The 26,161-nt window shown below is 69.3% G+C and carries 22 protein-coding genes; 7 read left to right on the forward strand and 15 right to left on the reverse strand.

Annotation, left to right across the window (positions count from 1 at the left end; translation table 11 throughout):
• Positions 1–9: 9 nt before the first annotated feature.
• Complete coding sequence (locus AB3X08_RS10085) at positions 10–1,287, reverse strand: efflux RND transporter periplasmic adaptor subunit (protein ID WP_369938003.1); 1,278 nt, start codon at positions 1,285–1,287, stop codon at positions 10–12.
• Positions 1,284–1,943, reverse strand: coding sequence for a TetR/AcrR family transcriptional regulator (locus tag AB3X08_RS10090; protein WP_369938006.1), 660 nt, complete (start codon positions 1,941–1,943; stop codon positions 1,284–1,286). Before AB3X08_RS10090 ends, AB3X08_RS10085 begins: the two co-directional genes overlap by 4 nt.
• A gap of 255 nt (positions 1,944–2,198) precedes the next feature.
• Between AB3X08_RS10090 and AB3X08_RS10095 the strand changes: the two genes are divergently transcribed.
• The 6 genes from AB3X08_RS10095 to AB3X08_RS10120 all read left to right on the forward strand — a co-directional run bounded on the left by AB3X08_RS10095 (position 2,199) and on the right by AB3X08_RS10120 (position 12,577).
• Positions 2,199–7,334 (forward strand): NAD-glutamate dehydrogenase, encoded by a 5,136-nt coding sequence (locus AB3X08_RS10095; protein WP_369938007.1) that lies wholly within the window; start codon positions 2,199–2,201, stop codon positions 7,332–7,334.
• Positions 7,335–7,593: 259 nt separating this feature from the next.
• Complete coding sequence (locus AB3X08_RS10100; RefSeq protein WP_369938009.1) at positions 7,594–8,217, forward strand: hypothetical protein; 624 nt, start codon at positions 7,594–7,596, stop codon at positions 8,215–8,217.
• A 73-nt stretch (positions 8,218–8,290) separates the two neighbouring features.
• Complete coding sequence (locus tag AB3X08_RS10105) at positions 8,291–9,061, forward strand: NAD kinase (protein ID WP_184410915.1); 771 nt, start codon at positions 8,291–8,293, stop codon at positions 9,059–9,061.
• 135 nt (positions 9,062–9,196) lie between these two features.
• Positions 9,197–10,162 carry a 5'-nucleotidase gene (locus AB3X08_RS10110; protein ID WP_369938010.1) on the forward strand — a complete coding sequence of 322 codons (966 nt, stop codon included), beginning with the start codon at positions 9,197–9,199 and terminating at the stop codon, positions 10,160–10,162.
• Positions 10,159–10,977: a transferase gene (locus AB3X08_RS10115; protein WP_369938013.1), complete on the forward strand. Its 819-nt coding sequence runs from the start codon at positions 10,159–10,161 to the stop codon at positions 10,975–10,977. Before AB3X08_RS10110 ends, AB3X08_RS10115 begins: the two co-directional genes overlap by 4 nt.
• A gap of 628 nt (positions 10,978–11,605) precedes the next feature.
• Positions 11,606–12,577: an IS110 family transposase gene (locus AB3X08_RS10120; RefSeq protein ID WP_369938015.1), complete on the forward strand. Its 972-nt coding sequence runs from the start codon at positions 11,606–11,608 to the stop codon at positions 12,575–12,577.
• Positions 12,578–13,459: 882 nt separating this feature from the next.
• Here the strand turns inward: AB3X08_RS10120 and AB3X08_RS10125 are convergent.
• The 13 genes from AB3X08_RS10125 to asnS form a co-directional block, all read right to left on the reverse strand.
• Positions 13,460–13,996 (reverse strand): DUF2939 domain-containing protein, encoded by a 537-nt coding sequence (locus AB3X08_RS10125; protein ID WP_369938016.1) that lies wholly within the window; start codon positions 13,994–13,996, stop codon positions 13,460–13,462.
• A 128-nt stretch (positions 13,997–14,124) separates the two neighbouring features.
• Positions 14,125–14,811 (reverse strand): DUF2461 domain-containing protein, encoded by a 687-nt coding sequence (locus tag AB3X08_RS10130; protein WP_369938018.1) that lies wholly within the window; start codon positions 14,809–14,811, stop codon positions 14,125–14,127.
• Positions 14,808–16,247, reverse strand: coding sequence for an exodeoxyribonuclease I (sbcB, locus tag AB3X08_RS10135; protein ID WP_369938020.1), 1,440 nt, complete (start codon positions 16,245–16,247; stop codon positions 14,808–14,810). Before sbcB ends, AB3X08_RS10130 begins: the two co-directional genes overlap by 4 nt.
• A gap of 131 nt (positions 16,248–16,378) precedes the next feature.
• Positions 16,379–17,758: an FAD-dependent oxidoreductase gene (locus AB3X08_RS10140; RefSeq protein ID WP_369938021.1), complete on the reverse strand. Its 1,380-nt coding sequence runs from the start codon at positions 17,756–17,758 to the stop codon at positions 16,379–16,381.
• 34 nt (positions 17,759–17,792) lie between these two features.
• On the reverse strand, positions 17,793–19,064 hold the full coding sequence (gene kynU / locus AB3X08_RS10145; RefSeq protein WP_369938022.1) for a kynureninase: 1,272 nt from the start codon (positions 19,062–19,064) through the stop codon (positions 17,793–17,795).
• Positions 19,065–19,094: 30 nt separating this feature from the next.
• Positions 19,095–21,230 carry an FUSC family protein gene (locus AB3X08_RS10150; protein ID WP_369938023.1) on the reverse strand — a complete coding sequence of 712 codons (2,136 nt, stop codon included), beginning with the start codon at positions 21,228–21,230 and terminating at the stop codon, positions 19,095–19,097.
• Between the two features lie 33 nt (positions 21,231–21,263).
• Positions 21,264–21,788 carry a 3-hydroxyanthranilate 3,4-dioxygenase gene (locus tag AB3X08_RS10155; RefSeq protein WP_369938025.1) on the reverse strand — a complete coding sequence of 175 codons (525 nt, stop codon included), beginning with the start codon at positions 21,786–21,788 and terminating at the stop codon, positions 21,264–21,266.
• A gap of 44 nt (positions 21,789–21,832) precedes the next feature.
• A complete protein-coding gene (gene can, locus AB3X08_RS10160) occupies positions 21,833–22,495 on the reverse strand; it encodes a carbonate dehydratase (protein ID WP_184410123.1) in 663 nt (220 codons plus the stop codon).
• Positions 22,496–22,627: 132 nt separating this feature from the next.
• Positions 22,628–23,251, reverse strand: a complete 624-nt coding sequence (locus AB3X08_RS10165) for an FMN-binding negative transcriptional regulator (RefSeq protein WP_369938026.1) — start codon at positions 23,249–23,251, stop codon at positions 22,628–22,630.
• Between the two features lie 7 nt (positions 23,252–23,258).
• Positions 23,259–23,573 (reverse strand): hypothetical protein, encoded by a 315-nt coding sequence (locus AB3X08_RS10170; protein WP_369938027.1) that lies wholly within the window; start codon positions 23,571–23,573, stop codon positions 23,259–23,261.
• Positions 23,570–23,875, reverse strand: coding sequence for a hypothetical protein (locus tag AB3X08_RS10175; RefSeq protein ID WP_369938028.1), 306 nt, complete (start codon positions 23,873–23,875; stop codon positions 23,570–23,572). The genes AB3X08_RS10170 and AB3X08_RS10175 overlap by 4 nt, the downstream gene beginning before the upstream one ends.
• Positions 23,872–24,297, reverse strand: coding sequence for an ADP-ribosylation/crystallin J1 (locus AB3X08_RS10180; RefSeq protein WP_369938029.1), 426 nt, complete (start codon positions 24,295–24,297; stop codon positions 23,872–23,874). Before AB3X08_RS10180 ends, AB3X08_RS10175 begins: the two co-directional genes overlap by 4 nt.
• The gene (gene asnS / locus AB3X08_RS10185) at positions 24,254–25,654 is read right to left on the reverse strand and encodes an asparagine--tRNA ligase (protein ID WP_369938030.1); all 1,401 of its coding nucleotides are present in this window, start codon (positions 25,652–25,654) and stop codon (positions 24,254–24,256) included. Before asnS ends, AB3X08_RS10180 begins: the two co-directional genes overlap by 44 nt.
• Positions 25,655–25,795: 141 nt before the next feature.
• On the opposite strand from asnS, the gene AB3X08_RS10190 reads away from it, so the two are divergent.
• A complete protein-coding gene (locus tag AB3X08_RS10190) occupies positions 25,796–26,149 on the forward strand; it encodes a HesB/IscA family protein (RefSeq protein ID WP_369938032.1) in 354 nt (117 codons plus the stop codon).
• Positions 26,150–26,161: the final 12 nt, after the last annotated feature.

Below are 26,161 nucleotides of genomic sequence, written 5' to 3' on the forward strand. Positions count from 1 at the left end.
GGGGGTCCGTTACTGCTGCTCGGGCTTGGAATCGGCCGCGGCGGCCGGCGTGTCGCCGCTCGCTGCGCCCTGCGGTTGGCCGGCGGCCTTGTCCTGCGGCGCGGCGCCGGCGGGCGCCTGGCCCTGCGCTGCGGCGCCGCCCGGTGCCTGGCCCGGTGCGCCCGGGGTCCACGGCGTGGCCTTGGCCGGCGCGCCTTCCTTGGCCTTCTGCAGGCCGGAGACGATGACCTGGTCGCCGGCGGCCAGGCCGGAGCCGACGATCCACTTGCCTTCCTGCTGGCCGACCGTGACCACGTCCTTGCGCAGCACCTTGCCGTCCTTGCCGACCACCAGCGCGTAGGCGCCCTTGGCGTCGCGCTGGATCGCTTCCTGCGGAATCAGATAGGCGTTGTTGCGCTGGCCCAGGTTGGCGGCGAAGGTGACGAACGCGCCGGGCAGCAGCACCCGGTCCGGATTGGGCAGCAGGGCGCGCAGGGTCACCGAGCCGGTGCTCGGATCCACCGCGGTATCGGAGAAGTCCAGCGTGCCAGGCTGGGCATAGACGCTGCCGTCGCCGAGCTTGACCTGCACGGTGGACTTGCCCTCGTCGTTCAGCGCCACGTTGCCCTGGGTCTGCGCCTGGCGCAGCTGCGCCAGCTCGTCCGAGCTCATCGAGAAGTTCACATACAGCGGGTCGAGCTGGTCGATGGTGGTCAGCAGGGTGGTGTCGCCCTGGCCGACCAGCGCGCCTTCGGTGACCTGCTGCTTGCCGGCGCGGCCGGCGATCGGCGCGGTGACGGTGGCGTAGCCCAGGTTGATGCGCGCGGTTTCCACCGCGGCGCGCGCCTGCTGCACCGAGGCGGCCGAGGTGCGTTCGGTGGCCTCGGCGGTATCCAGGTCGGACTTGGACACATAGGCCTGCGGCGCCAGGCTGCGCGCGCGGTTGGCGGCGACCTTGGCGTTGGCGTAGGTGGCCTCGGCCGCGGCCAGCTGGCCCTGCGCCGACGCCAGCGAGGCGCGCAGCGGCGCCGGATCGATCTGGAACAGCGGCTGGCCTTCCTTCACGTCGGTGCCTTCGGTGTACAGGCGCTTTTCCAGCACCCCGGCCACGCGGGCGCGCACGTCGGCGCTGCGGTAGGCGGACAGGCGCCCGACCATGTCGCGCTGCAATGGCAGCGTCTGCGGCTTGGCTTCCAGCACGCCCACTTCCGGCGGCGGCATGGCCTGCTGTTGCTCTTGTTTCTTGCAGGACGCCAACACCACCACGACGGCGCAGGCCAGGGCGAGAGAACGCAACGGGGAGGTCATCGGGTGGTACTCCGGTCTGGTGTTGATAACGAAAGGGAAGGGGCAGGCGGCGCGGCGAACGCGCGCAGAAAACCGTCGACGGCGAATTCGGCCCAGGCGCGCTGCGCGGCGGCGTCGCTGCGATGGGCGGTATGGAAGCGTTGGCGCTCGAAATCCATCCCGACGATCATGCTCAACAACAGTTCGGCCATGAAGTGCGGATCGTCATGGCGCAGCTGGCCGGCGGTCACCGCCAGTTGCAGGCGTTCGCTCAGGCGCTGCATCAACGCCTCGGCGCTGTCGCGGAACAAGGCGCGGACCTGCTCGGGGAAATGCCGCGCTTCGGCCGCGATCAGCTGGCAGCTCTGCAGCACGCTGGGCTCGGACAATTGCTCCAGATGCTCGCGGGCGAAGCGCAGCAGGCTGCCGCGCAGTTCGCCCTGCGCCGGACCCAAGTGCGTGGCGCTCAGCTCGGTATGGTCCTGGAGCACCCGTTGCAGCAGGTCCTGCTTGCTGCGGTAGCGGCTGTACAGGGTCTGCTTAGAGCAGCCGGCGCGCGCGGCCACCGCATCCATGCTCAGGCGCATGCCGGTTTCGGCCAACAGTTCGCGCACAGCGGCGTACACGCGCTGATCGCGCGCCTGGGGCAGGCGGGACGGGGCAGGGGAGGCGCTCATCGAATATGGACTATACCGTCCAGTTTAGAATTGGAACAGCCTTGACATCGGCGCGCCGATCGCGACAAGTCCCCGGCATCGGCGACGCTCCGCCGGATGAAGTTAGGGCGGTGTGACGGCGGCGCGCATGCGACTTTGCCCGATATGGCGTGTCGTTTCGTTCCCCGGCCTGGTTTGCGCCATGCAGCAAGGTAGTTGAACGCGCCACCGGTACAATTCTGGCTTTCCCAATGAGCATCGTTGTTGCTCCCCGTCATGAAACCCAAATCAGACGCTTCCCGTTCCAGCACGTCCTCGGCCGCCGCCTCCCGCAAGTCCGCGTCCAAGCCAGCTACTCCCTCGTCCAAGGCGCCCGCCAAGCCGTCGGCCAAGCAGGCCAAGGCCGCACCGGCGGTCAAGCAGGCCAAAGCCGCACCAGCCGCGAGCAAGCGCGGCGCGGCGCGCGCCACCGCCAATTCGCGGGTGATCGACGCGGTGCCGGCCGCTTCCGCGGTCGGCTTCAGCCTGGAGCCGGTCTACACGGCGTTGCGCCAGCGCTATCCGGGCGGCCGCCAGGCCGAGGCGCAGGCCTTCGCCGAGGAGTTCTACAAGCGCATGGAGGAGGACGAGTTCCCCCACCACAGCGCGCAGGAATGGGCCGCGCTGGCGGCGTCGATGCTGGAGTTCGCGCGCAAGCGCAAGCCGGGGACGTTCAACGTGCGGGTGTTCAATCCGAGCGTGAAGGAAGACGGCTGGGAGTCCTCGCGCACGGTGCTGCAGATCGTCAACAACGACATGCCGTTCCTGGTGGATTCGGTGAGCATGGCGCTGTCGGAGCTGGGCATCGGCGTGCACGTGCTCGGCCACCCGGTGCTGCGCATGAGCCGCGACAAGGCCGGCAAGCTGGAGACGGTCGGCGAGGGCAAGCCGGAATCGCTGATGCTGCTGGAGATCGACCGGCAGCCGCCGGAGGACATGCCGCGCGTGGACGCGGCGATCCAGCGCATCCTCGGCGAGGTGCGCAACATCGTGCGCGACTGGAGCGGCATGCGCGAGAAGATGCTGACCTTGGCCGACGACCTGACCACGCGGCGCCTGCCGGTGGACGACAAGGGCCGGCGCGAGGCGCAGGAATTCCTGCGCTGGGCCGCGGCCGACCATTTCACCTTCTTCGGCTACCGCGAGTACCGGGTCGAGAAGCAGGGCGGGGAAGACGTGCTGGCGCCGCTGGAGGACAGCGGCCTGGGCCTGCTGCGCGGCCACGACAAGTCGCCGGCACGTCCGGTGCGCACGCTGGCCGCGCACGGCCTCAGCGAATCGGGCATCAAGGAAGCGCTGATCCTGACCAAGACCAATGCGCGCTCGCGGGTGCACCGCAGCGGCTACATGGACTACATCGGCGTGCTCGAATTCGACGCCAAGGGCCGCATCGTCGCCGAACAGCGCTTCCTCGGCCTGTTCACGTCCAGCGCCTACAACCGCCGGCCGTGGGAGATCCCGCTGGTGCGCGAGCGCTTCGACTACGTGATGCGCAAGTCCGGGCTGACCCCGAGCAGCCATAGCGGCAAGGCGCTGCGCCACATCCTGGAGACGCTGCCGCGCGAGGAGCTGTTCCAGTCCAACGAGGAAGAGCTGTACCGCACCGCGATGGGCATCCTCGGCCTGCAGGAGCGGGTGCGCAGCCGCCTGTTCCTGCGCCGCGACAAGTACGGCCGCTTCATCTCCGCGTTGGTCTACATCCCGCGCGAGCGCTTCAACACCGACGTGCGCCTGCGCATCGAGGCTTTGCTGAAGGACGCATTGCACGGCGAATACATCGACTCCAGCGTGGTGCTGGGCGAATCGCCGCTGGCGCAGCTGCACCTGATCGTGCGGCCCAAGCCCGGCGAGGCGCTGGAATTCGACACCACCGAACTGGAATCGCGTCTGGCGCACCTGCTGCGCAACTGGCAGGACGACCTGCGCGAGGCGTTGGTCGCCAGCCGCGGCGAGCGCGACGGCCTGCGCCTGGCCGCCAGCTACGGCCGCGCGCTGCCGGCCGGCTACATCGAGGAATCGACCGCGCAGATCGCCGCGCGCGACGTCGAACGGCTGGCCGCGCTGCGCGGTCCCGACGACCTGCACCTGAGCCTGCAGTCGCTGCGCCGCGACGGCGCCGACAGCCTGCGCCTGAAGCTGTACCGCCAGCGCGACGACCTGCCGCTGTCGGACGTGCTGCCGATGATGGAGAATCTGGGCCTGCGGGTGATCTCCGAGCGCCCGTACCGGCTCACCGTGGACGGTACGCTGCTGTACATCCAGGACTTCGAAGTGGAGCCGCTGGCCGGCAGTATCGACGTCGAGCGCGCCGACGCGCCGCTGTGCGAGGCATTCGTGCGCATCTGGCGCGGCGATGCCGAGAACGACGGCTTCAACCGCCTGATCGTCGGTGCCGGCCTGGGCTGGCGCCAGGTGGCGATCCTGCGTGGCTACTGCAAGTACCTGCTGCAGACCGGCGTGCCGTTCTCGCAGGCCTACGTCGAAGAGACCTGCACGCGCTATCCGCTGCTGGCACGGCTGCTGGTGGAGCTGTTCGAGGCGCGTTTCGATCCGGCCACCGGCACCGAGAGCAAGGCGCAGATCGCCGACGGCCAGGCCGCGCTGGCGGCGCAGCTGCAATTGCTGGCGGGCGGCGACGAGGGCGCGCTGAAGGCGCTGCAACCGGTGATCGACGCACGCCGCGGCGACCGCGCTGCGCAGCTGGATGCGGCCAATGCCGCGCTGCTGAAGCTGTTCGACCAGGTCGCCAGCCTCGACGAGGACCGCATCCTGCGCAGCTTCAAGGGCGTGATCGAAGCGACCCTGCGCACCAGCTACTACCAGACCGGCAAGGACGGCGGGCCGGGCCATTGCATCAGCTTCAAGCTCGATTCGGCCAAGGTGCCGGAGCTGCCCAAGCCGCGCCCGTACCGCGAGATCTTCGTGTACGGCCCGCGCGTGGAAGGCGTGCACCTGCGCTTCGGCGCGGTGGCGCGCGGCGGCCTGCGCTGGTCCGACCGGCGCGAGGATTTCCGCACCGAGGTGCTGGGCCTGGTCAAGGCGCAGATGGTCAAGAACACGGTGATCGTGCCGGTCGGCGCCAAGGGCGGCTTCTTCTGCAAGCGCTCGCCGGGCGGCGGCGACCGCGACGCGGTGCTGGCCGAAGGCATCGCCTGCTACAAGCTGTTCATCCAGGGCCTGCTCGACATCACCGACAACATCGTCGGCGGCAAGATCGTGCCGCCGCCGCAGGTGGTGCGCCACGACCAGGACGATCCGTACCTGGTGGTGGCCGCCGACAAGGGCACCGCCACGTTCTCCGACATCGCCAACGGCCTGGCGATCGACCACGGCTTCTGGCTCGGCGACGCCTTCGCCTCCGGCGGTTCGGTCGGCTACGACCACAAGGGCATGGGCATCACCGCGCGCGGCGCCTGGGAGTCGGTCAAGCGCCACTTCCGCGCGCTGGGCCGCGACTGCCAGAGCGAAGATTTCAGCGTGGTCGGCATCGGCGACATGTCCGGCGACGTGTTCGGCAACGGCATGCTGCTCTCGAGGCATATCCGCCTGCTGGCCGCGTTCGACCACCGCCACATCTTCCTGGATCCGAATCCGGACCCGGCGGCCTCGTTCGCCGAGCGCGAGCGCCTGTTCAAGCTGCCGCGCTCCAGCTGGGCCGACTACGATGCCAAGCTGATCAGCGCCGGCGGCGGCATCTATCCGCGCACGCTGAAGTCGATCGAGATCAGCGCGCCGGTGCGCGAGGCGCTGGGCCTGGAGGCGGGCGTCAAGCAGCTGTCGCCGAACGACCTGATGAACGCCATCCTCAAGGCGCCGGTGGACCTGTTCTGGAACGGCGGCATCGGTACCTACGTCAAGGCCGCCAGCGAGACCCATGGCGACGTCGGCGACCGTGCCAACAACGGCCTGCGCGTCAACGGCGGCGAGCTGCGCTGCAAGATCGTCGGCGAAGGCGGCAACCTCGGCCTGACCCAGCTCGGTCGCATCGAGGCCGCGCAGGTCGGGGTGCTGCTCAACACCGACTTCATCGACAACTCGGCCGGCGTGGACACCTCCGATCACGAGGTCAACATCAAGATCCTGCTCAACGACGTGGTGCAGGCCAAGAAGCTGACCCTGGACGCGCGCAACAAGCTGCTGGCGTCGATGACCGACGAGGTCGCCGAACTGGTGCTGTGGGACAACATCCGCCAGAACCAGGCGCTGAGCCTGATGGAGCGGATGAGCGTCAAGCGCCTGGGTTCCAAGCAGCACTTCATCCGCACCCTGGAAGCGCAGGGCCTGCTCGACCGGCAGATCGAATACCTGCCGTCGGACGCGGAGATCTCCGCACGCAAGGCCCGCGGCCAGGGCCTGACCCGGCCGGAGCTGGCGGTGCTGCTGTCCTACTCCAAGCTGGTCGCGTTCCAGCAGCTGCTGGAATCGGACATCCCCGAAGACCCGTATCTGTCCAAGGAACTGCAACGCTACTTCCCGCAACCGCTGCAGAAGAAGTACGCCGATGCGATGGAGCGGCACCGGCTCAAGCGCGAGATCATCGCCACCGCGGTCACCAACACCACCATCAACCGCATGGGCGCCACCTTCCTGATGCGCATGCAGGAAGACACCGGGCGCAGCATCGGTGAGGTCGCCAAGGCGTACACGATCAGCCGCGAGACGCTGGACGCGCGCGCGCTGTGGACGCAGATCGACGCGCTGGACGGGCAGGTGCCCGAGTCGGTGCAGATCGATGCGCTGGAAGTGATCTGGAAGCTGCAGCGCGCGTTCGTGCGCTGGCTGCTGTTCCGTCCCGGCCCGATGCCCGGCATCACCGCGGCGGTGGAGCGCTACCACGAACCGTTCAACGACATCCGCGTCGCGTCCGGCGTGCTGTCGGACTCGCAGCGTCCGCTGTACGAGGCGCTGGTGCAGGAATGGCAGGACAAGGGTCTGCCGCCGGCGCTCGCGCAGCAGCTGTCGGAACTGCGCTTCCTGGAGCCGGCGTTCGACATCATCGAGATGGCGCGCACCCGCAAGCTCAAGCCGGTGGAGGTGTCGAAGGTGCACTTCCGCCTCGGGGAGGCCCTGCAGCTGCCGTGGCTGTTCGAGCAGATCGACGCGCTGGAGGTCAACGGCCGCTGGCATGCGGTGGCCCGCGGCGTGCTGCGCGACGAACTGGCCAAGCACCACAGCGCCCTGGCCGGGCAGGCGCTGGCGTTGCCGGGCGGCAATGCCGAGGCCAAGGTGCAGCAATGGCTGCAGCGCGACGACAGCAGCCTGCGCTTCACCCTGAACATGCTGCAGGAACTGTCGGCGCAGAAGACGCTGGATTACCCGACGGTGTCGGTGGCGGTGCAGCGCCTGGGGCAGCTGGCGGCGCACGGGGTGTGACCCGTGCACGGACCCGCGTTGCGGGTCTGGTGCGCAGGTCGGCAGCGCCGGGCCAGGTGGCCCGGTCGCTGCGGCTGTCGCGATGCCCGTTCCACCGGAGCGGGCGTGGCGCAGGCGTCGTGCTCGTCGCCATGGCCGCTGCGCGCATGATGCCGAAGGCCACGCCTCCAGCCGCGGTGCCATTCGCCCTGGCGCCTGGCGATCCGATGTCACGCGTGCAGTCCGCCTCGCGTTCTGCGGCATCGCGCTGGCATAGACCATGATCTACCTTCTCATTCCCGCGTTCGTCGCGCTGCTGCTGGTGCTGCTGGCCCGGCGGCCGTCGCTGGACGCGCGGCTGCAGCGTGCGCTGCAGGAACAACGGCAAGGCAACCTGGCGCCGCTGCGCGCGCTGTCTAGGGCGTCGTTGGGCGATGCCGCGTACGCGTGGTTTCTGCACCTGGACGCGATCGGCGAGCAGGGCGCGGCGCTGGCCGCATTGAAGCGCGCGGTCTACGCCCGCACCTGGCTGGACAATCGTTTCAGCGCCGCCTACCGGGAGTACGGCCGCCGCTGCTTTCTCGGCGTGGGCACCGAAGCGGATCATGCCGCGCTGTTGGCGCAATGGGGCGCGCGCGGCTGGCGCGAGGGCGCGGGCTGGGAGCCCGAACTGGCCTGGATCCAGGCCTTTGGCCCGCAGCAATGCAGGGATGTGGCACGCGCCTGGTACTGGTTGTGTCTGGCCGATGCGCGACAGGCCGAGGGCACGGGCGACATCCAGTCCGCGCAACTGGCGCAGCAGGTCCGCGAGCACTTGATCGCCGTCGTGCCGGAGTCGGTCCGCCAGGAGATGCAGGAACAGGCCGTGCGCACCGTCTACAACGATTACGCGTCCGGACGCTGACGCCGGCAGCACCTGGATGGCAGCGCGCGCGTAACGGCGTGCCGGGTATGATCGGCGCATGAACGTTCCTGTCCTGCCATCTTCTCCCCGCATCTGTTTCCTCGCCAGTACGGCGCCGGCCGCGCTCGCGGCGCGCGATCAGCTGATCGCACGCTATGGCGACCACGCCCCGGCCGACGCCGACGTGCTGTGCGCGCTCGGCGGCGACGGCTTCATGCTGCAGACCCTGCACCGCCATGGCGGGCTGGGCAAACCGGTGTTCGGCATGAAGCTGGGCACCGTCGGTTTCCTGATGAACCAGTCGCTGGACGACGACCTGGTGGCGCGCCTGGCGCAGGCCGAGCCGGCCAAGCTGCGGCCGCTGGAGATGCTGGCGCAGACCGAGTCCGGCACCACCACCGGTTCGCTGGCCTACAACGAAGTCTCGCTGCTGCGGCAGACCCGCCAGGCCGCACACGTCAGCATCGACCTCAACGGCCAGACCCGCGTCGACGAACTGATCTGCGACGGGGTGATGGTGGCCACGCCGGCCGGCAGCACTGCCTACAATTCCTCGGCGCACGGCCCGATCCTGCCGCTGGGCTCGCACACGCTGGCGCTGACCCCGATCGCGCCGTACCGGCCGCGGCGCTGGCGCGGCGCGATCCTCAAGGCCGACACCGAAGTGCGTCTGCGCGTGCTCGATCCGTACAAGCGCCCGGTCAGCGTCACCGCCGATTCGCACGAAACCCGCGACGTGGTCGAAGTCACCATCCGCGAATCGCGCGACCGCCTGGTCACCCTGCTGTTCGATCCGGAGCACAACCTGGAGGAGCGGATCTTGAGCGAGCAATTTATGGTTTAGGGCGGGGAATGGGGAATCGGGAATGGGGAATCGCAGAAGCGGTTTCCGTGTTTTTCGTTTTCCCCATGTCACGTCCACGCCTGTAAATCGCTTTTACCTATTCCCCATTCCCGATTCCCCATTCCCAGCCCCCAAATGTCCGACAACTCCCCCCGCCTGCTGACCGTCGCGATCACCTCGCGTGCCCTGTTCGATCTGGAAGAGGGCCATGCCCTGTTCGAGCAGCAGGGCGTGGAGGCGTACAGCGCGTACCAGCGCGAGCGCGAGGACGATGTGCTGGCGCCGGGCGTGGCGTTTCCGGTGGTGCGCAAGCTGCTGGCGCTGAACCAGGGCACGCCGCCGGAGACGCCGCCGGTGGAGGTGATCCTGCTGTCGCGCAATTCCGCCGACACCGGGCTGCGCATCTTCAATTCGATCCAGCATTACGGGCTGGGCATCGTCCGCGCCACCTTCACCTCCGGCGAGCCGACCTGGCCGTACGTCAAGCCGTTCGGCACCGACCTGTTCCTGTCGGCCAATCCGGAATCGGTGCGGCGCGCGCTGAGCCACGGCATCGCCGCGGCCACGATCCTGCCCAAGCCGCCGGGCGAGCGTGCGCAGGAAGCCGCCGCGGCGGCCGGCGCGATCGATTCGGAGCGGCTGTCCACGCAGCTGCGCATCGCCTTCGACGGCGATGCGGTGATCTTCGGCGACGAAGGCGAGCGCTTTTCGCGCGAGCAGGGCGTGGAGGCGTTCGGCCGCCATGAGCGCGAGAACGCGCGCGAGCCGCTGACCGGCGGGCCGTTCCGCAATTTCCTGTCCGCGTTGCATGCGCTGCAGTCCGCGTTCCCGGCCGGCGAAGCCTCGCCGATCCGCACCGCGCTGGTCACCGCGCGTTCGGCGCCGGCGCACGAGCGGGTGATCCGCACGCTGCGCGAGTGGGGCGTGCGCCTGGACGAGGCGCTGTTCCTGGGCGGCCGCCACAAGGGGCCGTTCCTGCAGGCGTTCGGCGCCGACATCTTCTTCGACGATTCGCAGCACAACATCGACAGCGCCGCACGCGAGCGCGTGGCCGCCGGGCACGTGCCGCACGGCGTGGCCAACCTCATCGCCAAGCCGTGAGCGCGGCCTCCGGCGGCAGCGGCGGCGCAGGCGGTCGCTGGGCCACGCTGCGCCAGCTGCTGCGGCCGGGCCGCGCGCAGACGCAGGCGCTGCGCCCGGGGCGGCCGTATGTGGAACGCGGCTGGCGCTACACCAGCCTGCAGTTCAAGGGCGAGGTAACGCAGAGCCGGATGCTCACCTGGTGGCCGCACGTGCTGGAGGTGGGCTACACCCGCAGCATGCTCGGCGCGCTGTTGCTGCGCCCGCAGCCGCACCGCATCGGCATCGTCGGCCTGGGCGGCGGTTCGCAGGCAAAATTCTGCTACCGGCACCTGCCGCAGGCGCAGATCGAGGCGATCGAGGCCGATGCCGACGTGCTGGCGTTGCGCGATGCCTTCCAGATCCCGGCCGACGACGCACGGTTCCAGGCGCTGCACGGCGACGGCGCGCGCCTGTTGCCGCAACGCCGCGGCCGCTACGACCTGCTGTTGCTCGATGCCTACGATGCCGACGGCATCCCGGCGGCCTTGCGCTCCCGCGGTTTCTATGAGGATTGCCATGCCGCGCTGACGCCCGGTGGCGTGCTGGCGGTGAACCTGTACGACACCGACACCCGCCAGCACGTGGCGCACCTGCGCAAGGTCTTCGGCGGCCGCGTGCTGCGCATGGACGAGCCGGAGCTGGACAACCACATCGTGTTCGCCTGGACCGGCGATGTGCGGGCGCTGGATGCGCGCGCCGCGCTGGCGCGCCTGCCGTGGTCGGCGCGCTGGCAGTTGCGGCCGACGTTCCGGCGCCTGCAGCGGGCATTCGAGACGACCGCCTGGCGCCGCTGAGCGGCGCGACGCGGCGACATGCTGCCGGTCATTGTGGCGCCGGCTTCAGTCGCGACAAGCAGAGGCGGAGACCCTCCATGCGCCGGTTTGCTGCTGCGGATGCATCGCGCAGTCGGGACTGAAGTCCCTCCCACAGTGCACCCAGCCGGCTTGCCGCAAGTTCTTGTGGGAGCGACTTCAGGGCACCTCTAATAGCCCCTAAAAGCATGTCGATGCACTTGCAAGACGCCGACATGCCCAGCCGGCAGGTTCGGCATCGACACGTTTTAGATGCCATGGAGTGGCAAAGGCGCATTGGCGGTAGACGGTGGGCGTTGCGGCCGCGTTTTCCATGGACGCCTTGGCATCACGGCCGCTTCGTCTTCCTGTCGCGGCTGAAGCCGCTCCTTGTATCTGGACATGGCGTCGTGATGGCGTTATGTCTTCCGACTGATCATCGGAGCAGTGCGGGAAGCCCAGTCGCTCCTGAAGCTACGAGCTTGCATTGTAGATTGGCTCCCGCACCGCACATGCTGGCCCATTGGTGTCCGCACGGTATCCAGAGTCCGCCGCTGGCGTGAACTCGCATCCACAAGGCAGGACCGGGCGCAGCGATGATCGTGTTCATCCCACGATGGAGGAGTCGTCCATGTCCCCAGTCGTCGGTATCGACGTCGCCAAACGCAGTTTCGACCTGGCCATCGACCTGGCCAACGGCAAGTACCGCACCAAGGCCAAGCTTCCCAACGATCCGAAGGGATTCCAGGCCCTGCGGACGTGGTTGCAGACCCATGCGCAGGCAGACAGCTGGATCGTGATGGAAGCCACCGGCCCCTACCACGAGGCCCTGGCCGAGTTCGTGTACGCATTGGGCTACCGCGTGTGCGTCCTCAACCCGGCGCAGATGGCGCTGTATGCACCCAGCCAGCTGACCCGGGTCAAGACCGACCACAGCGATGCCAAGCTGATCGCCAGCTACGGCCTGCGCCATGCGTCGCAGTTGCGGCCTTGGCAGCCCGATCCGCCGGCGCTCAAGCATCTCAAGGCGCTGGTGCGCCGGCGCGAGGACCTGCTGCAGATGCTGCAGATGGAGCGCAACCGCCTGGACGTTGCCGCGTCGGTGGTACGCCACTCGCTCCTGGAGCACATCGCCCAGCTGCAGATGCGCATCGCGCAGATCGAACGGGCCATTGACGACCAGATCGACCAAGATCCCACCCTGCGCGGGCAGCGCGAGCTGCTGGTCAGCATCGACGGCATCGCCGAGACGAGTGCGGCGCTGTTGCTGGCCGAGCTCGGCAACGTGGAGCGCTTCTCACACGCCTCGGCGGTGACCGCCTTTGCTGGGCTCAATCCACGGCTACAGGAGTCCGGCAAGCGCCAGGGCCAGGTCTGCATCTCCCGTACCGGCTCCCCACGCCTGCGCGCCGGCCTGTTCCTGCCGGCCTTGGTCGCCATGACCCACAACCCGGTCGTGCGGGCACTGAAACACCGTCTGCGCGAGCGTGGCAAAGCCAACAAGCAGATCATCTGCGCCGCCATGCGCAAGTTGCTGCACATCGCCTACGGCGTGCTCAAATCGCGCACGCCCTTCGACCCTCAAAAGGCCCTTGCCTGGTAGGGGGGAAGACGGTATCTACAAGAGCACAGCGCGCATGTGTAGGAGCGGCTTCAGCCGCGACAGAAAAAGGGGCACGCCATCGACACGGCGCAGCGTGCAGCTTCAGAAATGGAATTATTGGAGGTGCCCTTCAGCCGCGACAAGCGGAAGCGGAGACCCTCTAGGCGCCGGTTTGTTGCTGCGGATGCATCGCGCAGTCGGGACTGAAGTCCCTCCCACAGGCACCCAGCCGGCTTGCCGCAAGTTCTTGTGGGAGCGACTTCAGGACCCTCTAATAATTCCCAAAAGCATGTCGATGCACTTGCGAGACGCCGACACGCCCAGCCCGCAGGTTCCGGCATCGATACGTTCGCGATGCCACGGAGCGGCAAAGGCGCATTGGCGGTGGACTTGGTGGTGTTGCGGCCGCGTTTTCCATGGACGCCTTGGCATCACGGCCGCTTCGTCTTCCTGTCGCGGCTGAAGCCGCTCCTACAAGAGCACGGCGCGCATGTGTGGGAGCGGCTTCAGCCGCGACAGAAAAAGGAACACGCCATCGCCGCGCGCAGCGTGCAGCTTCAGGAATGGAATTATTGGAGGTGCCCTTCAGCCGCGACAAGCGGAGGCGGAGACCCTCTAGGCGCCGGTTTGTTGCTGCGGATGCATCGCGCAGTCGGGGCTGAAGTCCCTCCCACAGGCACCCAGCCGGCTTGCCGCAAGTTCTTGTGGGAGCGACTTCAGTCGCGACGAGCGGAGTTGGAAGCCGCTATGGTTTCGGCAATCCATGGGCGGTGTAAAGCCTGTGCACCGACCGGGTCGGTCGCAAGCTTCCTGCAGGAACTCCGGGTGGCCTCGGGCCATCGGATGTTTCTTCCGGCGCCGGTGTCGCGGCTGAAGCCGCTCCTACAGCGGCAGCAGGATGTTGCTGAGCTTCCAGCGCAACCCCTCGCGGGTGAAGACGCAGGGCACCGCGGTACCGTCGGCGGTGTGGATGGTGGCGACGAAGCGCGAGGTCGATTCGAAGCGGTGTTCGGCCTGGCGCAGCGGCTGCGGCGGGCGCGGTGCGGCGTAGGTGTCGCCGCCCACGGTGTCGCCGCTGGCGCGCTTCCATAGCGCGTCGCCCTGCAGCAAGGCGCCGATCCCGGCCGGGGTGACCATCGCATCCACGCCCATGCCGCTGACGCTGCCGGCCAGCGACAGCAGCGCGCCGCCGAACAGGCCGGCCTGCAGGTCCGGCCCGGCGCGGCGCAGCAGCGCGTCGTCCACCTGCGCCTTCAGATTGACCCGCAGGGTGGGGAAGTCGACGTAGCGCTCCAGCGCCGCCGCATCGCGCTGTTCCAGCGCCTGGCTGATGCCGCGGATCGCCAGGTAAGGCCCGGCGACGACATAGCCGCCAAGCGCGAGCAGGGCGAGGAACAGCAGGGCCAGCCATTTCTTCATGGGATGCCTCGGTATGGAACCAGCTTTTGTAGGAGCGGCTTCAGCCGCGACAGAACCTGCGGAGGGCACCTGTCGCGGCTGATGGCCCGAGGCCACGTAGAGCCGCTCCTACAGGGCGCACTATGCGCTCAGAATTCCAGATCCAGCGCCGCGCACAGGTAATCCACGAACGGGGCCAGCGTCTGCAGGTCGGCTGCCACCAGCGCGCGCAGTTTCGGCCCGGTCATGGTGGCATCGTCGAGCTGGCGCCAGAACACCCAGTTCTTGTGCTTGAGGTCGTCGATGAACTCGAACTCGGCGGGGAAGCCGCGCGGCGGCCGCACCAACACTTCCGTGGCCTCGAAATCGAAGCGGCGGCGCAGCTTCGGCGCATGCGCGGCAGCCTTCCAGCTGCCGGGATTGTCGAAGATGAACTGGCGCACCTTGCGCTGCGTATCCGGTTCCGGATGCCACAGGCCGGCGCCGACGAAGCTCTCGCCCGGCTGCAGGTGGATGTAGAACGAGGGCGCCGGCACCTGCTTGCGCCGCTCGTGGAACAGGCGCGCGCCCTGCCAGGTCTTGTACGGCGATTTGTCGTGGGAGAAGCGCGCATCGCGATGGATGCGGAACAGCGAGCCGCCGACGCCGCGCGGGTCGGCGCGGAAATGTTCGCTGACCTGGGCCAGGTCCGGCTGCAGGTCGGTGATCAGGCGCAGGAACGGCTGGCGCACGTGCTCCTCGTACTTATGCCGGTTGTCGTTGAACCAGGCCTTGTCGTTGTGCCGCGCCAGGGCACGCAGGAACTTGAAGCTGGCGTCGCTGAAATAGGAGGTCATAGGGTGCGTTGCAGGTCCTGGCCCCAAGCGGCCAGCTGATCGAGCAGGGCTTGCTTGGTAGCATCATCGGAGTGAGCCAGACGTAAATCGGCGAGCTGCGCGTAGTAGCCGTCGAAACCCAGTTCGGACAGGCCGCTGTCGCCGTGCAGGCGCTGGCGGCGGTAGTCGTCCCAGCGGCTCTGTTCGACGATGGACAGCGTCTGCGGCCAGTTGCGTGCGCGGTAGCGGAACAGCAGCTCGGGCAGGCGCGGATCGCGGAAGCCCGATTCCAGCGGCGCCAGCTGCGCCGGCGGGGTCGCCCGCACCTGCGCCATCGCACGCTTGTCGGTGTCGGCCAGGAAGCCGTCGTACAGCGAGGCGTCCACGTCGGGCGTGGCGGACGCGCGTTCGTTGCCGAACACACGGCGGACCTTCTCGGCCAGTGCCGGCCCGGCCTCGCGCAGGCGCGCGGCCTTGGCCAGGATCTGCGCCGGGTCGAGCTGCAGGCGGGCGAAATCCGGATCGCGCAGATGCGACCAGGCGACCAGCGCCGGCGCCTTGTTCAGATGCACTTCCTTCAACGGGATGCGCTGCTCGCCCTCGGGCAGGTCGGCCTGCGGCGTGTACAGGCGGTCGGCGATCTGCTCCGGGGTGTAGCGCAGCAGCGGTTCGATATCGCCCTCCAGGTCGAACACCAGCACCCGGCTGTCGATCCGTGGATGCCGCGCCAGCGGCAGCACCGGCGCCGCGCACAGGCGTGCGGCCGGATAGCGCATCGACACGTGCAGCACCGGCTGCATCGCCACGATGTCGAGCAGGCCGCCGCAGAAGCGCTTGTCGCGCAGTTTCAGCGCGTAGTCCCACAGCCGCGGCTGCCGCTCGCGGAACAGCCGTGCCATGCCGATGGTGGCGTAGACGTCGGACAGCGCCTCGTGCGCGTCGCCGTCGCGCACGCCGTTGGCCAGCGCCAGCTGCTCCAGCTTGAACGAGGTGGCGCCGTCGTCGCGCTGCGGCCAGACCACGCCGTCCGGACGCAGCGCGTGCATCAGCCGCAGCATGTCCAGCAGGTCCCAGCGCGAGTTGCCGTTGCGCCACTCGCGTTCGTAGGGATCGTGGAAGTTGCGGAACAGGCCGTGGCGGACGAACTCGTCGTCGAAGCGCAGCGAGTTGTAGCCCAGGGTGCAGGTCTGCGGCCGCGCCATCTGCTCGGCGATGCGTGCGAACGCGTCGGCCTCGTTGACCCCGTCGCGCAGCGCCTGCTGCGGCGTGATGCCGGTGATCAGCGTGGCGATCGGCGAGGGCAGCAGGTCGTCGGCCGGCTGCACGAAGAAACTGATCGGCTCCTCGACCACGTTCAGAGCCGCATCGGTACGCACCGCCGCGAACTGCGCGATGCGCGTGCGCCGCGGATCGGCACCGAAGGTTTCCAGGTCGTAGAAGAGAAAGCTGTCGGGCATGGTCGGGGCGGAACGGTGTGGAAGATGGTACAACGCGGACTGGTTTTTGTAGGAGCGGCTTTAGCCGCGACAGGCACGATCGGTAACGCGTCGCGGCTGAAGCCGCTCCTACACACGGCGGCCTGCCCGGCTCAATGCGCGCCGTCCAGCGGCGCCAGCCGCGCGTGCACGATCCGCTCCAGCCGGGCCCAGTCGATCCGCGACAGGTCGCTGTGGCCCTGCGTGGCCTGCACCAGGATCTGGCGCTGGATCTCGCTGCGCTCCAATGCCAGCGCGTACGGCGTGCGCAGGAAGGTGACCATCGTGTAGTGCGGCACGAAGCGCGTCGGGTAGCGGGTCTGCAGCGCCTGCTCCAGCTCGCGCTGCAGCAGGAAGCCGGCATCGCCGACGCGGTCGCGCATCTCGATGTAGTTCTCCAGCGCCATCTGCTGGATCGCGCTGGCATTGGGTTTGCGCTCGGCTTCGAATGCGGCATAGGCGCGGCCCAGGTCCGGTTCGCGCTGCAGGTGCGCGGCCAGCGCCACGCAATCCTCGAACGCGCAGTTCATGCCCTGGCCATGGAACGGCACCATCGCGTGCGCGGCATCGCCGAGCAGCACCGCGCGCCCGTCCAGATGCCAGCGTTCCAGGCGCAGCGTGCCGAGCAGGCCCGGCGGGTGCTGTTCCCAGTGTTCGGCCAGTTGCGGCATCAGCGGCAGCGCATCGGCGAAGTCGCGCTCGAACAAGGCCAGGGCTTCCGCGCCGCTGCGGGTGGTAGCGAAGCTGGGCTCGCCCTGGTTCGGCAGAAACAGGGTGACGGTGAAGGTGCCTTCGTCGTTGGGCAGCGCGATGCACATGTAGTGGCCGCGCGGCCAGATGTGCAGCGCGTTGGCTTCGATACGGAAGCTACCGTCGGCGTTGGGCGGGATCTCCAACTCCTTGTACGAGTGGTCCAAGAATTCGGTGTGCTCGGCCATCGGCGACTTGCGCTGCATCGCCGCGCGCAGCGCCGAGCCGGCGCCGTCGGCGCCGATCATGCTGTCGAAGCGGATGTCGTGCGGCTGGTCGTCGCGGTCGTCGATGAAGCGCGCATAGCCGGCGTCGAAGTCCACCGTGTGCAGGCGCCGGTAGAAGTGGATCTGCGCGCCGGCCTGCTCGGCCAGCTGCAGCAGGGTGATGTTGAGGTCGTTGCGGTGCACCGACCAGATCACCTCGCTGTCGTCGCGGCCATAGCGCTGCAGCTGCTGGCGGCCGTCGGCGAAGTGGACCATGCGCCCGCGCATCATCACCGCCTTGGCCATCACCGCGGCGTCGGCGCCGGCGTGGCGCAGCGCGTGCAGGCCGCGCTCGGCCAGCGCCAGGTTGATCGAGCGGCCGCGCTCGTAGTCCTGGATGCGCGGGTCGCCGCGGCGCTCGTAGACGGTGACGCGCCAGCCCTGGCGCGAGAGCAGGATGGCGAGCAGGGAACCGGCCAGGCCGGCGCCGATCAGGGTGATGCTGCGGGGGGAGGCGCTCAAGGAAAGGTCCGGCATGGCGCGCGGCCGCGGCCGCGCAGGAGGGGGCGGCTCAGACGCCGGCCCAGGTTTCCACTTCTTCGACGAAGCGGTAGACGTCGCGATAGCGGGTGTACAGCGGCACCGGGCTGATCCGGATCACGTCCGGCTCGCGCCAGTCGCCGAGCACGCCGACCGATTGCAGGTACTCGAACAGCGCACGGCCGCGTTCGCGGCCGCCGGCCACGCGCAGCGACAGTTGGCAGCCGCGTTGCGCCGGATCGGCCGGGGTGAGGATCTGCAGGGTCTCGGCCAGGCGCGCGCGGATCAGCGTTTCCAGATAGCCGGTGAGCTGCAGCGACTTGCGCCGCAGCGCCGGGAAGCCGGCGCGCTCGAACAGCTCCAGCGACGCGCGCAGCGGCGCCATGCTCAGAATCGGCGGATTGCTCAGCTGCCAGCCCTCGGCCCCGGGCGCGGCGACGAATTCCGGCCGCATCTGGAAGCGGGTGCGCTTGTCGTGGCCCCACCAGCCGGCGAAGCGCGGCGTGTCGCCGTGGCCGTGGCGTTCGTGCACGAAGGCGCCGGCGACCGCGCCGGGGCCGGCGTTGAGGTACTTGTAGTGGCACCACACCGCGAAATCGGGCGCGGTGTCGTGCAGGGTCAACGGGATGTTGCCGACCGCATGCGCCAGATCGAAACCGACCGCGGCGCCGGCCGCGCGCGCCAGCCGCGCCACCGCATCCAGGTCGAAGGCCTGGCCGGTGCGGTACTGCACGCCCGGCCACAGCACCAGCGCCAGGCGCGGGCCGTGTTCGGCGATGGCACGCTCGATCGCGGCCAGCGACACGGTGCCGTCGGCACCGTCTGGCTGCACTTCGATCAGCTCGGTGGCCGGATCGAAGCCGTGGAAGCGGATCTGCGAGGCGACCGCATGCTGGTCGGACGGGAACGCGCCGGCCTCGATCAGGATCGCCGGGCGCTCGCGGGTGGGGCGGTAGAAGCTGACCATCAGCAGGTGCAGGTTCACCGTCAGCGTGTTCATCGCCACCACTTCGTGTGGCAGCGCGCCGACCAGCTGCGCCAGCGGCGCCGCCAGCAGTTCGTGGTAGGTCATCCACTGCGTGTCGCCGGTGAAGTGGCCTTCCACCGCCAGCGTCGACCATTTGTCCAGCACCTCCTGCACCGCGGCGCGCGCGCCGCGCGGCTGCAGGCCGAGCGAATTGCCGACGAAGTAGGCCTGGTCGGCGCCCTGGTGCTGCGGGAACAGGAATTCGCGGCGCAGCTCGCGCAGCGGGTCGGCGGCGTCAAGCGCGGTGGCATGGGTGCGGGTCAGGATCTCGTTCATCGGCAGCAGGTGACAGGACGAAGGCACAGTCTACCGGTCGCGGCGTAGCGCTTCGTCGGCGACCGTCGCGGCGGCCGGCAGCATCGCGCTGCGCAACAGGTGGGTGAGGGTGCCGACGCTGTCGGCGACGCGGTCGCCGGTGTCGGCCAGCGCGGCCAGCGCCGAGCCGTCGCTGGCCTCCTGCAACTGCGCGGCCAGCGCCTCGGCCAGGCGCCGTTCGTCGTTGCGCAAGGTCGCCTGCGCCGGCGCGGTGCCGCTGCCCAGGCTGTCGGCCAGTTGCGTCAACGCCGCATGCGCCTGGCGCCGGAACTGTTCCAGCTCCGGCAGCGGCGGCAGCGCGGGGCTGTCGCGCAGCACCGCCTCCAGCGCCAGCGAGGCGCGGATCAGGCGGTTGCCGTTGGCCAGCACCGACTCGGCCAGCTTCAGTTCGCGCAGGTTGCGCTTGCGCCGCGGCTCGCCGCGCAGTCGCTCGATCGAGGCCTGCACGTTGGTGCGCGCGGTGCGCGCCGCAGCGCGGGTTTCCGGCAGCGCATGCAGCCTGCCTTCGAGCAGCGCGGCGAGGTGGTCGCGATAGGCCAGCAACAGCTGCGCCAGGGTGGCGCGGATATGCCGCCGCTCCCAGGTCGGCCACAGCGCGTAGGCGACCAGCGCCAGCGCGCTGCCGAGTACGGTGGCCTGGATACGTTCGCCGATCGCCTCGCCCGGGGCCATGCCCTCGAACGACAGCAGCAACACCAGCATGCCGGTCAGCGAGGCCACGCCGAGGCCGTAGTTGACCTGGGTCAGCAGGCGGAAGCCCAGGCAGAACACGGTCAGCAACAGCAGCCGCACCACCGCGCCGTCCATCGTGAAGTGGGCCAGCACGGTGGCCAGCACCAGCCCGGCGAAGGTGCCGGCCACGCGCAGCGCGCCGAAGCTGAGGGTGCCGCCGAAATCCGGCTTGAGCACGATCGCGGTGGTCATCGGGATCCAGTAGCCGTGCGGGATCGCCTGCCAGCGTTCGAACAGCACCGCCAGGCTCAGGCACACGCCGCAGCGCAAGGCATGCCGGAACGCGACCGAGGAGAAGCCGAGGTTGGCGCGCAGGGTCTGCAGCGGCGCCAGCGGGCGCAGCGCCGCCGGCAAGCGGGCCTCGGCCAGCTCGGCCTGGATCTCGCCGCGGCTACTGGCCCAGTGGCCGTTGCGCACCAGCGCGCGCAGCTGCCCGCCCAGGCCCTGCGCGCGGGTCACGGCGATGCGCAGCAGGCGCCGCTCGCGGGTGTCCTGCGCTTGCGCCTGGGCCTGCGCCAACGCCTCGGCCAGATCGTCGAAGCCGGTCATCGAGGCCTCTGCCGCGGCCGGGTCTTCGGCGTTGTCCAGCGCGTGGGCGAGCTGGTCCAGCACCACCGCACTGCGTTCCAGCACGCGCTCGATCGGCAAGCGCGCGACGGAGGCCTCGTCCAGGCGTCCGTGCAGGTCGGTCAGGGTCAGCAGTTCCAGCCGCGCGCGTTCGCACAGCTCGGCGATGATTCGGAACGACTGCACCGCCAGCCCGCGCGAGCGATGCTCGCCGTGCAGCATCACCATCGCCTCGAGCACCGCTTCGGTGGCCGGCGGCGCCAGCGTCGCGCTCGGCCGCTGGCGGGCGATGCCGGCCAGTTGCCGCATCAGCTCGGCCAGTGCGAACCGCTCCGGGCGGTAGCGCTGCAGCGGCCAGGCGGCCAGCGCCATCAGCATCTGCAGCACGCCGCCGGCGAAGATCAGCGCGGCCACGCCGACGCTCTGCGCGGCCGGCAGGCGCACGTCGGCGCTGACCACCAGCAGGATCATGCTGGTCAACCCGACCCGTGCCGCGACCGGGCCCAGCGCCACCAGCAGGCCGCCGCCCAGGCCCAGCAGCAACGCCGCCAGCGCCAGCGCCGCGGTGTGCGCGCCGATCAGCATGCCCAGCAGGGCGGCGCCGCCGGCGGCCAGCGCGGCCATCAGCATGCGTTGCATACGCGCCCGGTACGGCCCGGGCTGGTCGGAGAACATGGTGTTCAATGCGCCGGTGGCCATTGCCAGGCCGAGTTCGGCATGGCCGCTGGCCACGCCCACGGCGAGCGGGGCGACCACCGCGAAGGTGTTGCGCAGGGCGACGCGCAGCGGAACGTCGCGCGGCTTCAGCGCGATCAGGCTATGCAGCATCGCGGTCCGGCGCGACGGTCGGCGAGGGCGCGCTCACGGCGCGGCGGCGGGCGCCGGCACCGGATGCACCTGTCCGCAACGGCCGCAGGTGCGCAGCGCCTCGGAGGCGTAGAAGCGCGCGAACACCGGCGGAAAATCGGTCTCGATGTCGCGCAGCGGGAAGTACTCTTCGTACAGCAGATGGTTGCAGTGCTCGCAATACCACTGCAGGCCGTCGTTCTCGTGCGGCAGGCGGCGGCGCTCGATCACCAGGCCCACCGACTCGGGCAGCCGCTGCGGCGAATGCGGCACCTTCGGCGGCAGCAGGAAGGTCTCGCCGGCGCGGATCGGGATCTCGCGCACCGCGCCGTCCTCCTGGATCCGCAGCACCATCTCGCCTTCGAGCTGGTAGAACCACTCCGGGCCCTCGTCGTAGTGGAAGTCCGAGCGCGCGTTCGGTCCGCCGACCGCCATCACGATGAAGTCGCCGGCGTAGATGCACTTGTTGCCCACCGGCGGCTTCAACAGATGCCGGTGTTCTTCGATCCAGGCGTGCAGGTTCAGCGGAGCGGGAAGCATGCGGTGTCCTTGGAAGTCGTGTCGGCGCGGGTGCCGCTACCGGCTCAGCGGTCCTCGCGGTCCTCGCAGATCCTGGCCAGCGCGGCATCGTAGCGCGGCGCCAGGTCCTCGATCCGCTCCAGTTCCATGCCCAGGTCGTGCACGCGGCCGTCGCGCAGGCTGTAGACCCAGCCGTGCACGGTCAGTTCCTGGCCAGCGGCCCACGCGTCGCGCACGATCGAGGTGCGGCTGACGTTGACCACCTGCTCGAGCACGTTGAGCTCGCACAGGCGGGCGTGCTGCAGGGTCACGTCGCCGGCCTGCTGCAGGCAGCCTTCGTGCTTCTCGGCCACGTCGGTGACGTGGCGGATCCAGTTGTCGACCAGGCCCAGGCGTGCGCGGGTCAGCCCGGCATGCACGCCGCCGCAGCCGTAGTGGCCGACCACCAGGATGTGCCGCACCTTCAGCACCTCGACCGCGAACTGGATCACCGACAGGCAGTTGAGGTCGGTGTGCACGACGACATTGGCGATGTTGCGGTGGACGAACACCTCGCCCGGCGCCATGTCGATGATCTGGTTGGCCGGCACCCGCGAATCCGAGCAGCCGATCCACAGGTATTCCGGGGTCTGCTGTTTCGACAGGCGGCCGAAGAACTCAGGATCCTCGCGATTGATCCGCTCGGACCAGGCGCGGTTGTTGTGCAGTAGCTGATCGATTTTGCTCATAGCCGCGCATTATTCCAGAAGCCGGCGCGCACATGGGCGCGCCGCGGCGGCGCCGCGGACACACGCAGGCGTACGTTGGGTCGGGAGAAGGCGACGCGCCCGCGTCCGCGATCGTGCGTGGACGCCGGCCAATCAGCGCCGCTGCAGGCGCTCGCGCATCAATGCGGCCACCGCCTGCGCGCCAGGATCGGCCTGCGCCTGCAGGGCCTGGCTCACCGCCGCCACGTTCGCGGCCGGGTGGTTCTGGCTGAGCTTGAACTTCAGTTCCACCCGTTGCGGCTCGAAACGGAAGCCGACGATGCCGCGCAGCTGGCGCCGGTGCGCGGCATTGTGCGGCTCGTAGCGCCAGTCGCTGCCGAGCGCGCGCTCGTGGCGTTCGCTGAGCCGGGCCACGATGTCGGCCAGCAGCGCTTCGTCGTCGCTGACCTGCAGCTGGCCATGCAGCTGCGCGGTGGCGTAGTTCCAGGTCGGCACCCGCGCCATCGCCTCCTTGTCCGGATACCAGCTCGGCGACACGTAGGCCTGCGGGCCGTGCACGATCAGCAGCGCCGGACCGCGGTGCTGCGCCTGTGGATTGGCGCGCGCCCAGTGGCCTTCGATCACGATGCGCGCGCCGTCGCGCCGGTACAGCACCGGCAGCGGGGTGGCGCAGGGCAGGCCCTCGGCGACGGTGACCAGGGTCGCGAACGGGTCGCGCGCGATCAGCGCGTCGAGCGCATCCAGGTCGGTTTCGGCGAACGCCGGCGGGACGTACATCGGCCGCTCAGGCGCGCGCGCCCAGGGTCTGGGTCATGCGTCCGCGCAGCGCGGCATCGCTGTCGGCCTGCGGCGGCGCCACATCGCGCAGCGAAAAACCGCGCGCCAGCGCGTCGTCCTCGTCCAGGCCGTCGTAGGCGACGAATTCGGCGTCGAACAGCGCCGCTTGCGCGGTGTCCTCGCTGTCGTAGCTGAGCGTGTTGCCGTCGCTGTCCAGCACCTCGGCGGTGCCGGCGTCGCGCACGCGCAGGCGCGCCCACACCAGGATGCGGCCGAGACTGGCCAGGTACCACCGATCGGCGGCGGGTGCGTCTGAAGTCATGGAATCACCAGGGAAAGCAGCCAGAGCAGGGCCGCCATGCCCAGGCCGAAGAAGATGGTCAGCAGCGACAGCCAGGCCGGCGTCGCCAACCCGGACAGCGAGCGGTCGCCGAGCGGGCGGTAGCGGCGCCCCAACAACCAGCCCAGCGCCACCGGCTTGAGAAACGCGCCGGGACCGAACGCCGCCACCAGCGGCGGATGCCGGTCGCGGATATGCACCAGGGTCAGCGGCCAGAAGATCAGGAACGCGCTGAGTCCGGCGATGGCCACGCCGACGAAGCACAGAGCGAAGAACAGGATCATGGCGCGGCCTCCTCAGCCGGCGCATCGAAACGTGCGACGATCTCGATGGGGCCGACGATATTGTCGTTCAGCGCATCGAGCGCCTCGGCCGGGATCCACCATTCGGTGTGGTGCGCGCCGCCCACTTTCTGGATCGGATAGGGCGCCAGGAACGTCGCGCGCACGTCGAACCGGGCCACGTAGCCGACACCGCTGTCCTTGACGTTCCAGCGCCCGGCGATCTCCTCGGCGTAGCGCTGGTTGGTTACCGGATAGAAAATCGGCTGTTCCGGCAGCCGCGGCGGCCAGCGCCGGAACCCGGAGTCGCGCACCAGCGCGAACTCCTCCGGTCCCAGCGGGCGGTACATGGTCACCGTGGCGTTGGCGTCTGCCATCGCCTCAGAACTCGGCGCTGCCCGGCGCGCGCGGGTAGGGGATCGCATCGCGGATGTTGCTCAGCCCGCAGATGTAGACCACCAGGCGCTCGAAGCCCAGGCCGAAGCCGGCGTGCGGCACCGTGCCGTAGCGGCGGAAGTCGCGGTACCAGCCGTAGTGCTGCGGGTCCAGGCCGAACTGCACCATGCGGGTGTCCAGCACGTCCAGGCGCTCCTCGCGCTGGCTGCCGCCGATGATCTCGCCGATGCCCGGGGCCAGCACGTCCATCGCCGCCACGGTCTTGCCGTCGTCGTTCAGGCGCATGTAGAAGGCCTTGATGTGCTCGGGGTAGTTGGTCACCACCACCGGGCGGCCGACATGCTGCTCGGTCAGCCAGCGCTCGTGCTCGGTCTGCAGGTCCAGGCCCCATTCCACCGGGAACTCGAACTTGTGCCCGGACTTCTGCAGCAGGGTGATCGCGTCGCCGTACTCGATGCGCTCGAACGGCGAGTTGATGAACGCCTCCAGCTTGCTGATCGCGGTCTTGTCCACGCGTTCGGCGATGAACGCCAGGTCGTCGCCGCGCTCCTCGAGCACCGCGCGGAACAGGTACTTGAGGAAGTCCTCGGCGACCCGCGCGTCCTCGGCCAGATCGGCGAAGGCGATCTCCGGCTCGATCATCCAGAACTCGGCCAGGTGGCGGGTGGTGTGGCTGTTCTCGGCGCGGAAGGTCGGGCCGAAGGTGTAGACCTTGCTCAGCGCGAGGCAGTAGGCCTCGACATTGAGCTGGCCGGACACGGTCAGGAAGGTCTCCTTGCCGAAGAAGTCGCGGCCGAAATCGACCTGGCCCTTGCCGTCGCGCGGCAGGTTGGCCAGGTCCAGGGTCGACACGCGGAACATCTGCCCGGCGCCTTCGGCGTCGGAGGTGGTGATGATCGGGGTGCTGATCCAGTTGTAGCCGTTGTGGTGGAAATAACGGTGCACCGCCTGCGCCAGGCAGTTGCGGATGCGGGTCACCGCGCCGAACAGGTTGGTGCGCGGGCGCAGGTGCGCGACTTCGCGCAGGAATTCCAGCGAATGCGCCTTGGGCTGGATCGGGTAGGTCTCCGGGTCCTCGACCCAGCCGACCACGTCGATCGCCTCGGCCTGGATCTCGAAGCTCTGGCCCTGGCCCTGCGAGGCGACCAGGCGCCCGCGTGCGATCACCGCGCAGCCGGCGGTCAGCCGCTTCACTTCCGTCTCGTAGTTGGGCAGCTCGGCCGGCGCCACCACCTGGATCGGCGCGAAGCAGGAGCCGTCGCTGACGTTGACGAAGGACAGCCCCGCCTTGGAATCGCGCCGGGTGCGGACCCAGCCGCGTACCGTCACCTCGCCGCCCGCCGGGATCTTCCCGGCCAGCGCATGCTCAACGCTCACCACCGTCATGACTTGAATCCTCGCCGCAGCGACTCGATATGGAACGGGCAAGTGTACTGGCTGGACCGCAGCGCTTGCGAGGCGTGGCGCGCAGCGGCCGTCGCGCTTCCTCCCTATAATGACCGTTCGCTGTTCCCGGAGTCGTTCGCCATGGCCATCCGTCTCACTCCTGTCGCCTTCGAGCGCGTGCAGCGCTTCGTCGCCCAGACCCCTGGCGCGCTGGGCCTGCGCTTCGGCGTCGAACGCACCGGCTGCTCGGGCTGGGGCCACGTCACCGACCTGGCGCGCGAAGCGCACCCCGACGATGCGGTGTTCGAGCAGGACGGCGTGCGCATCTACGTCGACGCCGCCAGCCTGCCGCTGGTCGATGGCACCGAGATCGATTTCGCCAAGCAGGGCCTGGGCGAGACCTTCATCTTCCGCAATCCCAATGCCACCGCCGAATGCGGCTGCGGCGAGAGCTTCACCACCGACGCCGAGCATGCGGCGGCCGCCGCGCGCTGAGCGCCGGCGCCG

This window comes from Xanthomonas sp. DAR 34887, from assembly GCF_041245805.1.
GTDB lineage: Bacteria > Pseudomonadota > Gammaproteobacteria > Xanthomonadales > Xanthomonadaceae > Xanthomonas_A > Xanthomonas_A tesorieronis.

What these genes read in the sequence shown, in the direction of transcription:
- AB3X08_RS10085 (WP_369938003.1), bottom strand. Translation starts at nt 1,287, where the DNA reads ATGACCTCCCCGTTGCGTTCTCTCGCCCTGGCCTGCGCCGTCGTGGTG.
- AB3X08_RS10090 (WP_369938006.1), bottom strand. Translation starts at nt 1,943, where the DNA reads ATGAGCGCCTCCCCTGCCCCGTCCCGCCTGCCCCAGGCGCGCGATCAG.
- AB3X08_RS10095 (WP_369938007.1), top strand. Translation starts at nt 2,199, where the DNA reads ATGAAACCCAAATCAGACGCTTCCCGTTCCAGCACGTCCTCGGCCGCC.
- AB3X08_RS10100 (WP_369938009.1), top strand. Translation starts at nt 7,594, where the DNA reads ATGATCTACCTTCTCATTCCCGCGTTCGTCGCGCTGCTGCTGGTGCTG.
- AB3X08_RS10110 (WP_369938010.1), top strand. Translation starts at nt 9,197, where the DNA reads ATGTCCGACAACTCCCCCCGCCTGCTGACCGTCGCGATCACCTCGCGT.
- AB3X08_RS10120 (WP_369938015.1), top strand. Translation starts at nt 11,606, where the DNA reads ATGTCCCCAGTCGTCGGTATCGACGTCGCCAAACGCAGTTTCGACCTG.
- AB3X08_RS10125 (WP_369938016.1), bottom strand. Translation starts at nt 13,996, where the DNA reads ATGAAGAAATGGCTGGCCCTGCTGTTCCTCGCCCTGCTCGCGCTTGGC.
- AB3X08_RS10130 (WP_369938018.1), bottom strand. Translation starts at nt 14,811, where the DNA reads ATGACCTCCTATTTCAGCGACGCCAGCTTCAAGTTCCTGCGTGCCCTG.
- sbcB (WP_369938020.1), bottom strand. Translation starts at nt 16,247, where the DNA reads ATGCCCGACAGCTTTCTCTTCTACGACCTGGAAACCTTCGGTGCCGAT.
- AB3X08_RS10140 (WP_369938021.1), bottom strand. Translation starts at nt 17,758, where the DNA reads ATGCCGGACCTTTCCTTGAGCGCCTCCCCCCGCAGCATCACCCTGATC.
- kynU (WP_369938022.1), bottom strand. Translation starts at nt 19,064, where the DNA reads ATGAACGAGATCCTGACCCGCACCCATGCCACCGCGCTTGACGCCGCC.
- AB3X08_RS10150 (WP_369938023.1), bottom strand. Translation starts at nt 21,230, where the DNA reads ATGCTGCATAGCCTGATCGCGCTGAAGCCGCGCGACGTTCCGCTGCGC.
- AB3X08_RS10155 (WP_369938025.1), bottom strand. Translation starts at nt 21,788, where the DNA reads ATGCTTCCCGCTCCGCTGAACCTGCACGCCTGGATCGAAGAACACCGG.
- can (WP_184410123.1), bottom strand. Translation starts at nt 22,495, where the DNA reads ATGAGCAAAATCGATCAGCTACTGCACAACAACCGCGCCTGGTCCGAG.
- AB3X08_RS10165 (WP_369938026.1), bottom strand. Translation starts at nt 23,251, where the DNA reads ATGTACGTCCCGCCGGCGTTCGCCGAAACCGACCTGGATGCGCTCGAC.
- AB3X08_RS10170 (WP_369938027.1), bottom strand. Translation starts at nt 23,573, where the DNA reads ATGACTTCAGACGCACCCGCCGCCGATCGGTGGTACCTGGCCAGTCTC.
- AB3X08_RS10175 (WP_369938028.1), bottom strand. Translation starts at nt 23,875, where the DNA reads ATGATCCTGTTCTTCGCTCTGTGCTTCGTCGGCGTGGCCATCGCCGGA.
- AB3X08_RS10180 (WP_369938029.1), bottom strand. Translation starts at nt 24,297, where the DNA reads ATGCGATCCCCTACCCGCGCGCGCCGGGCAGCGCCGAGTTCTGAGGCG.
- asnS (WP_369938030.1), bottom strand. Translation starts at nt 25,654, where the DNA reads ATGACGGTGGTGAGCGTTGAGCATGCGCTGGCCGGGAAGATCCCGGCG.
- AB3X08_RS10190 (WP_369938032.1), top strand. Translation starts at nt 25,796, where the DNA reads ATGGCCATCCGTCTCACTCCTGTCGCCTTCGAGCGCGTGCAGCGCTTC.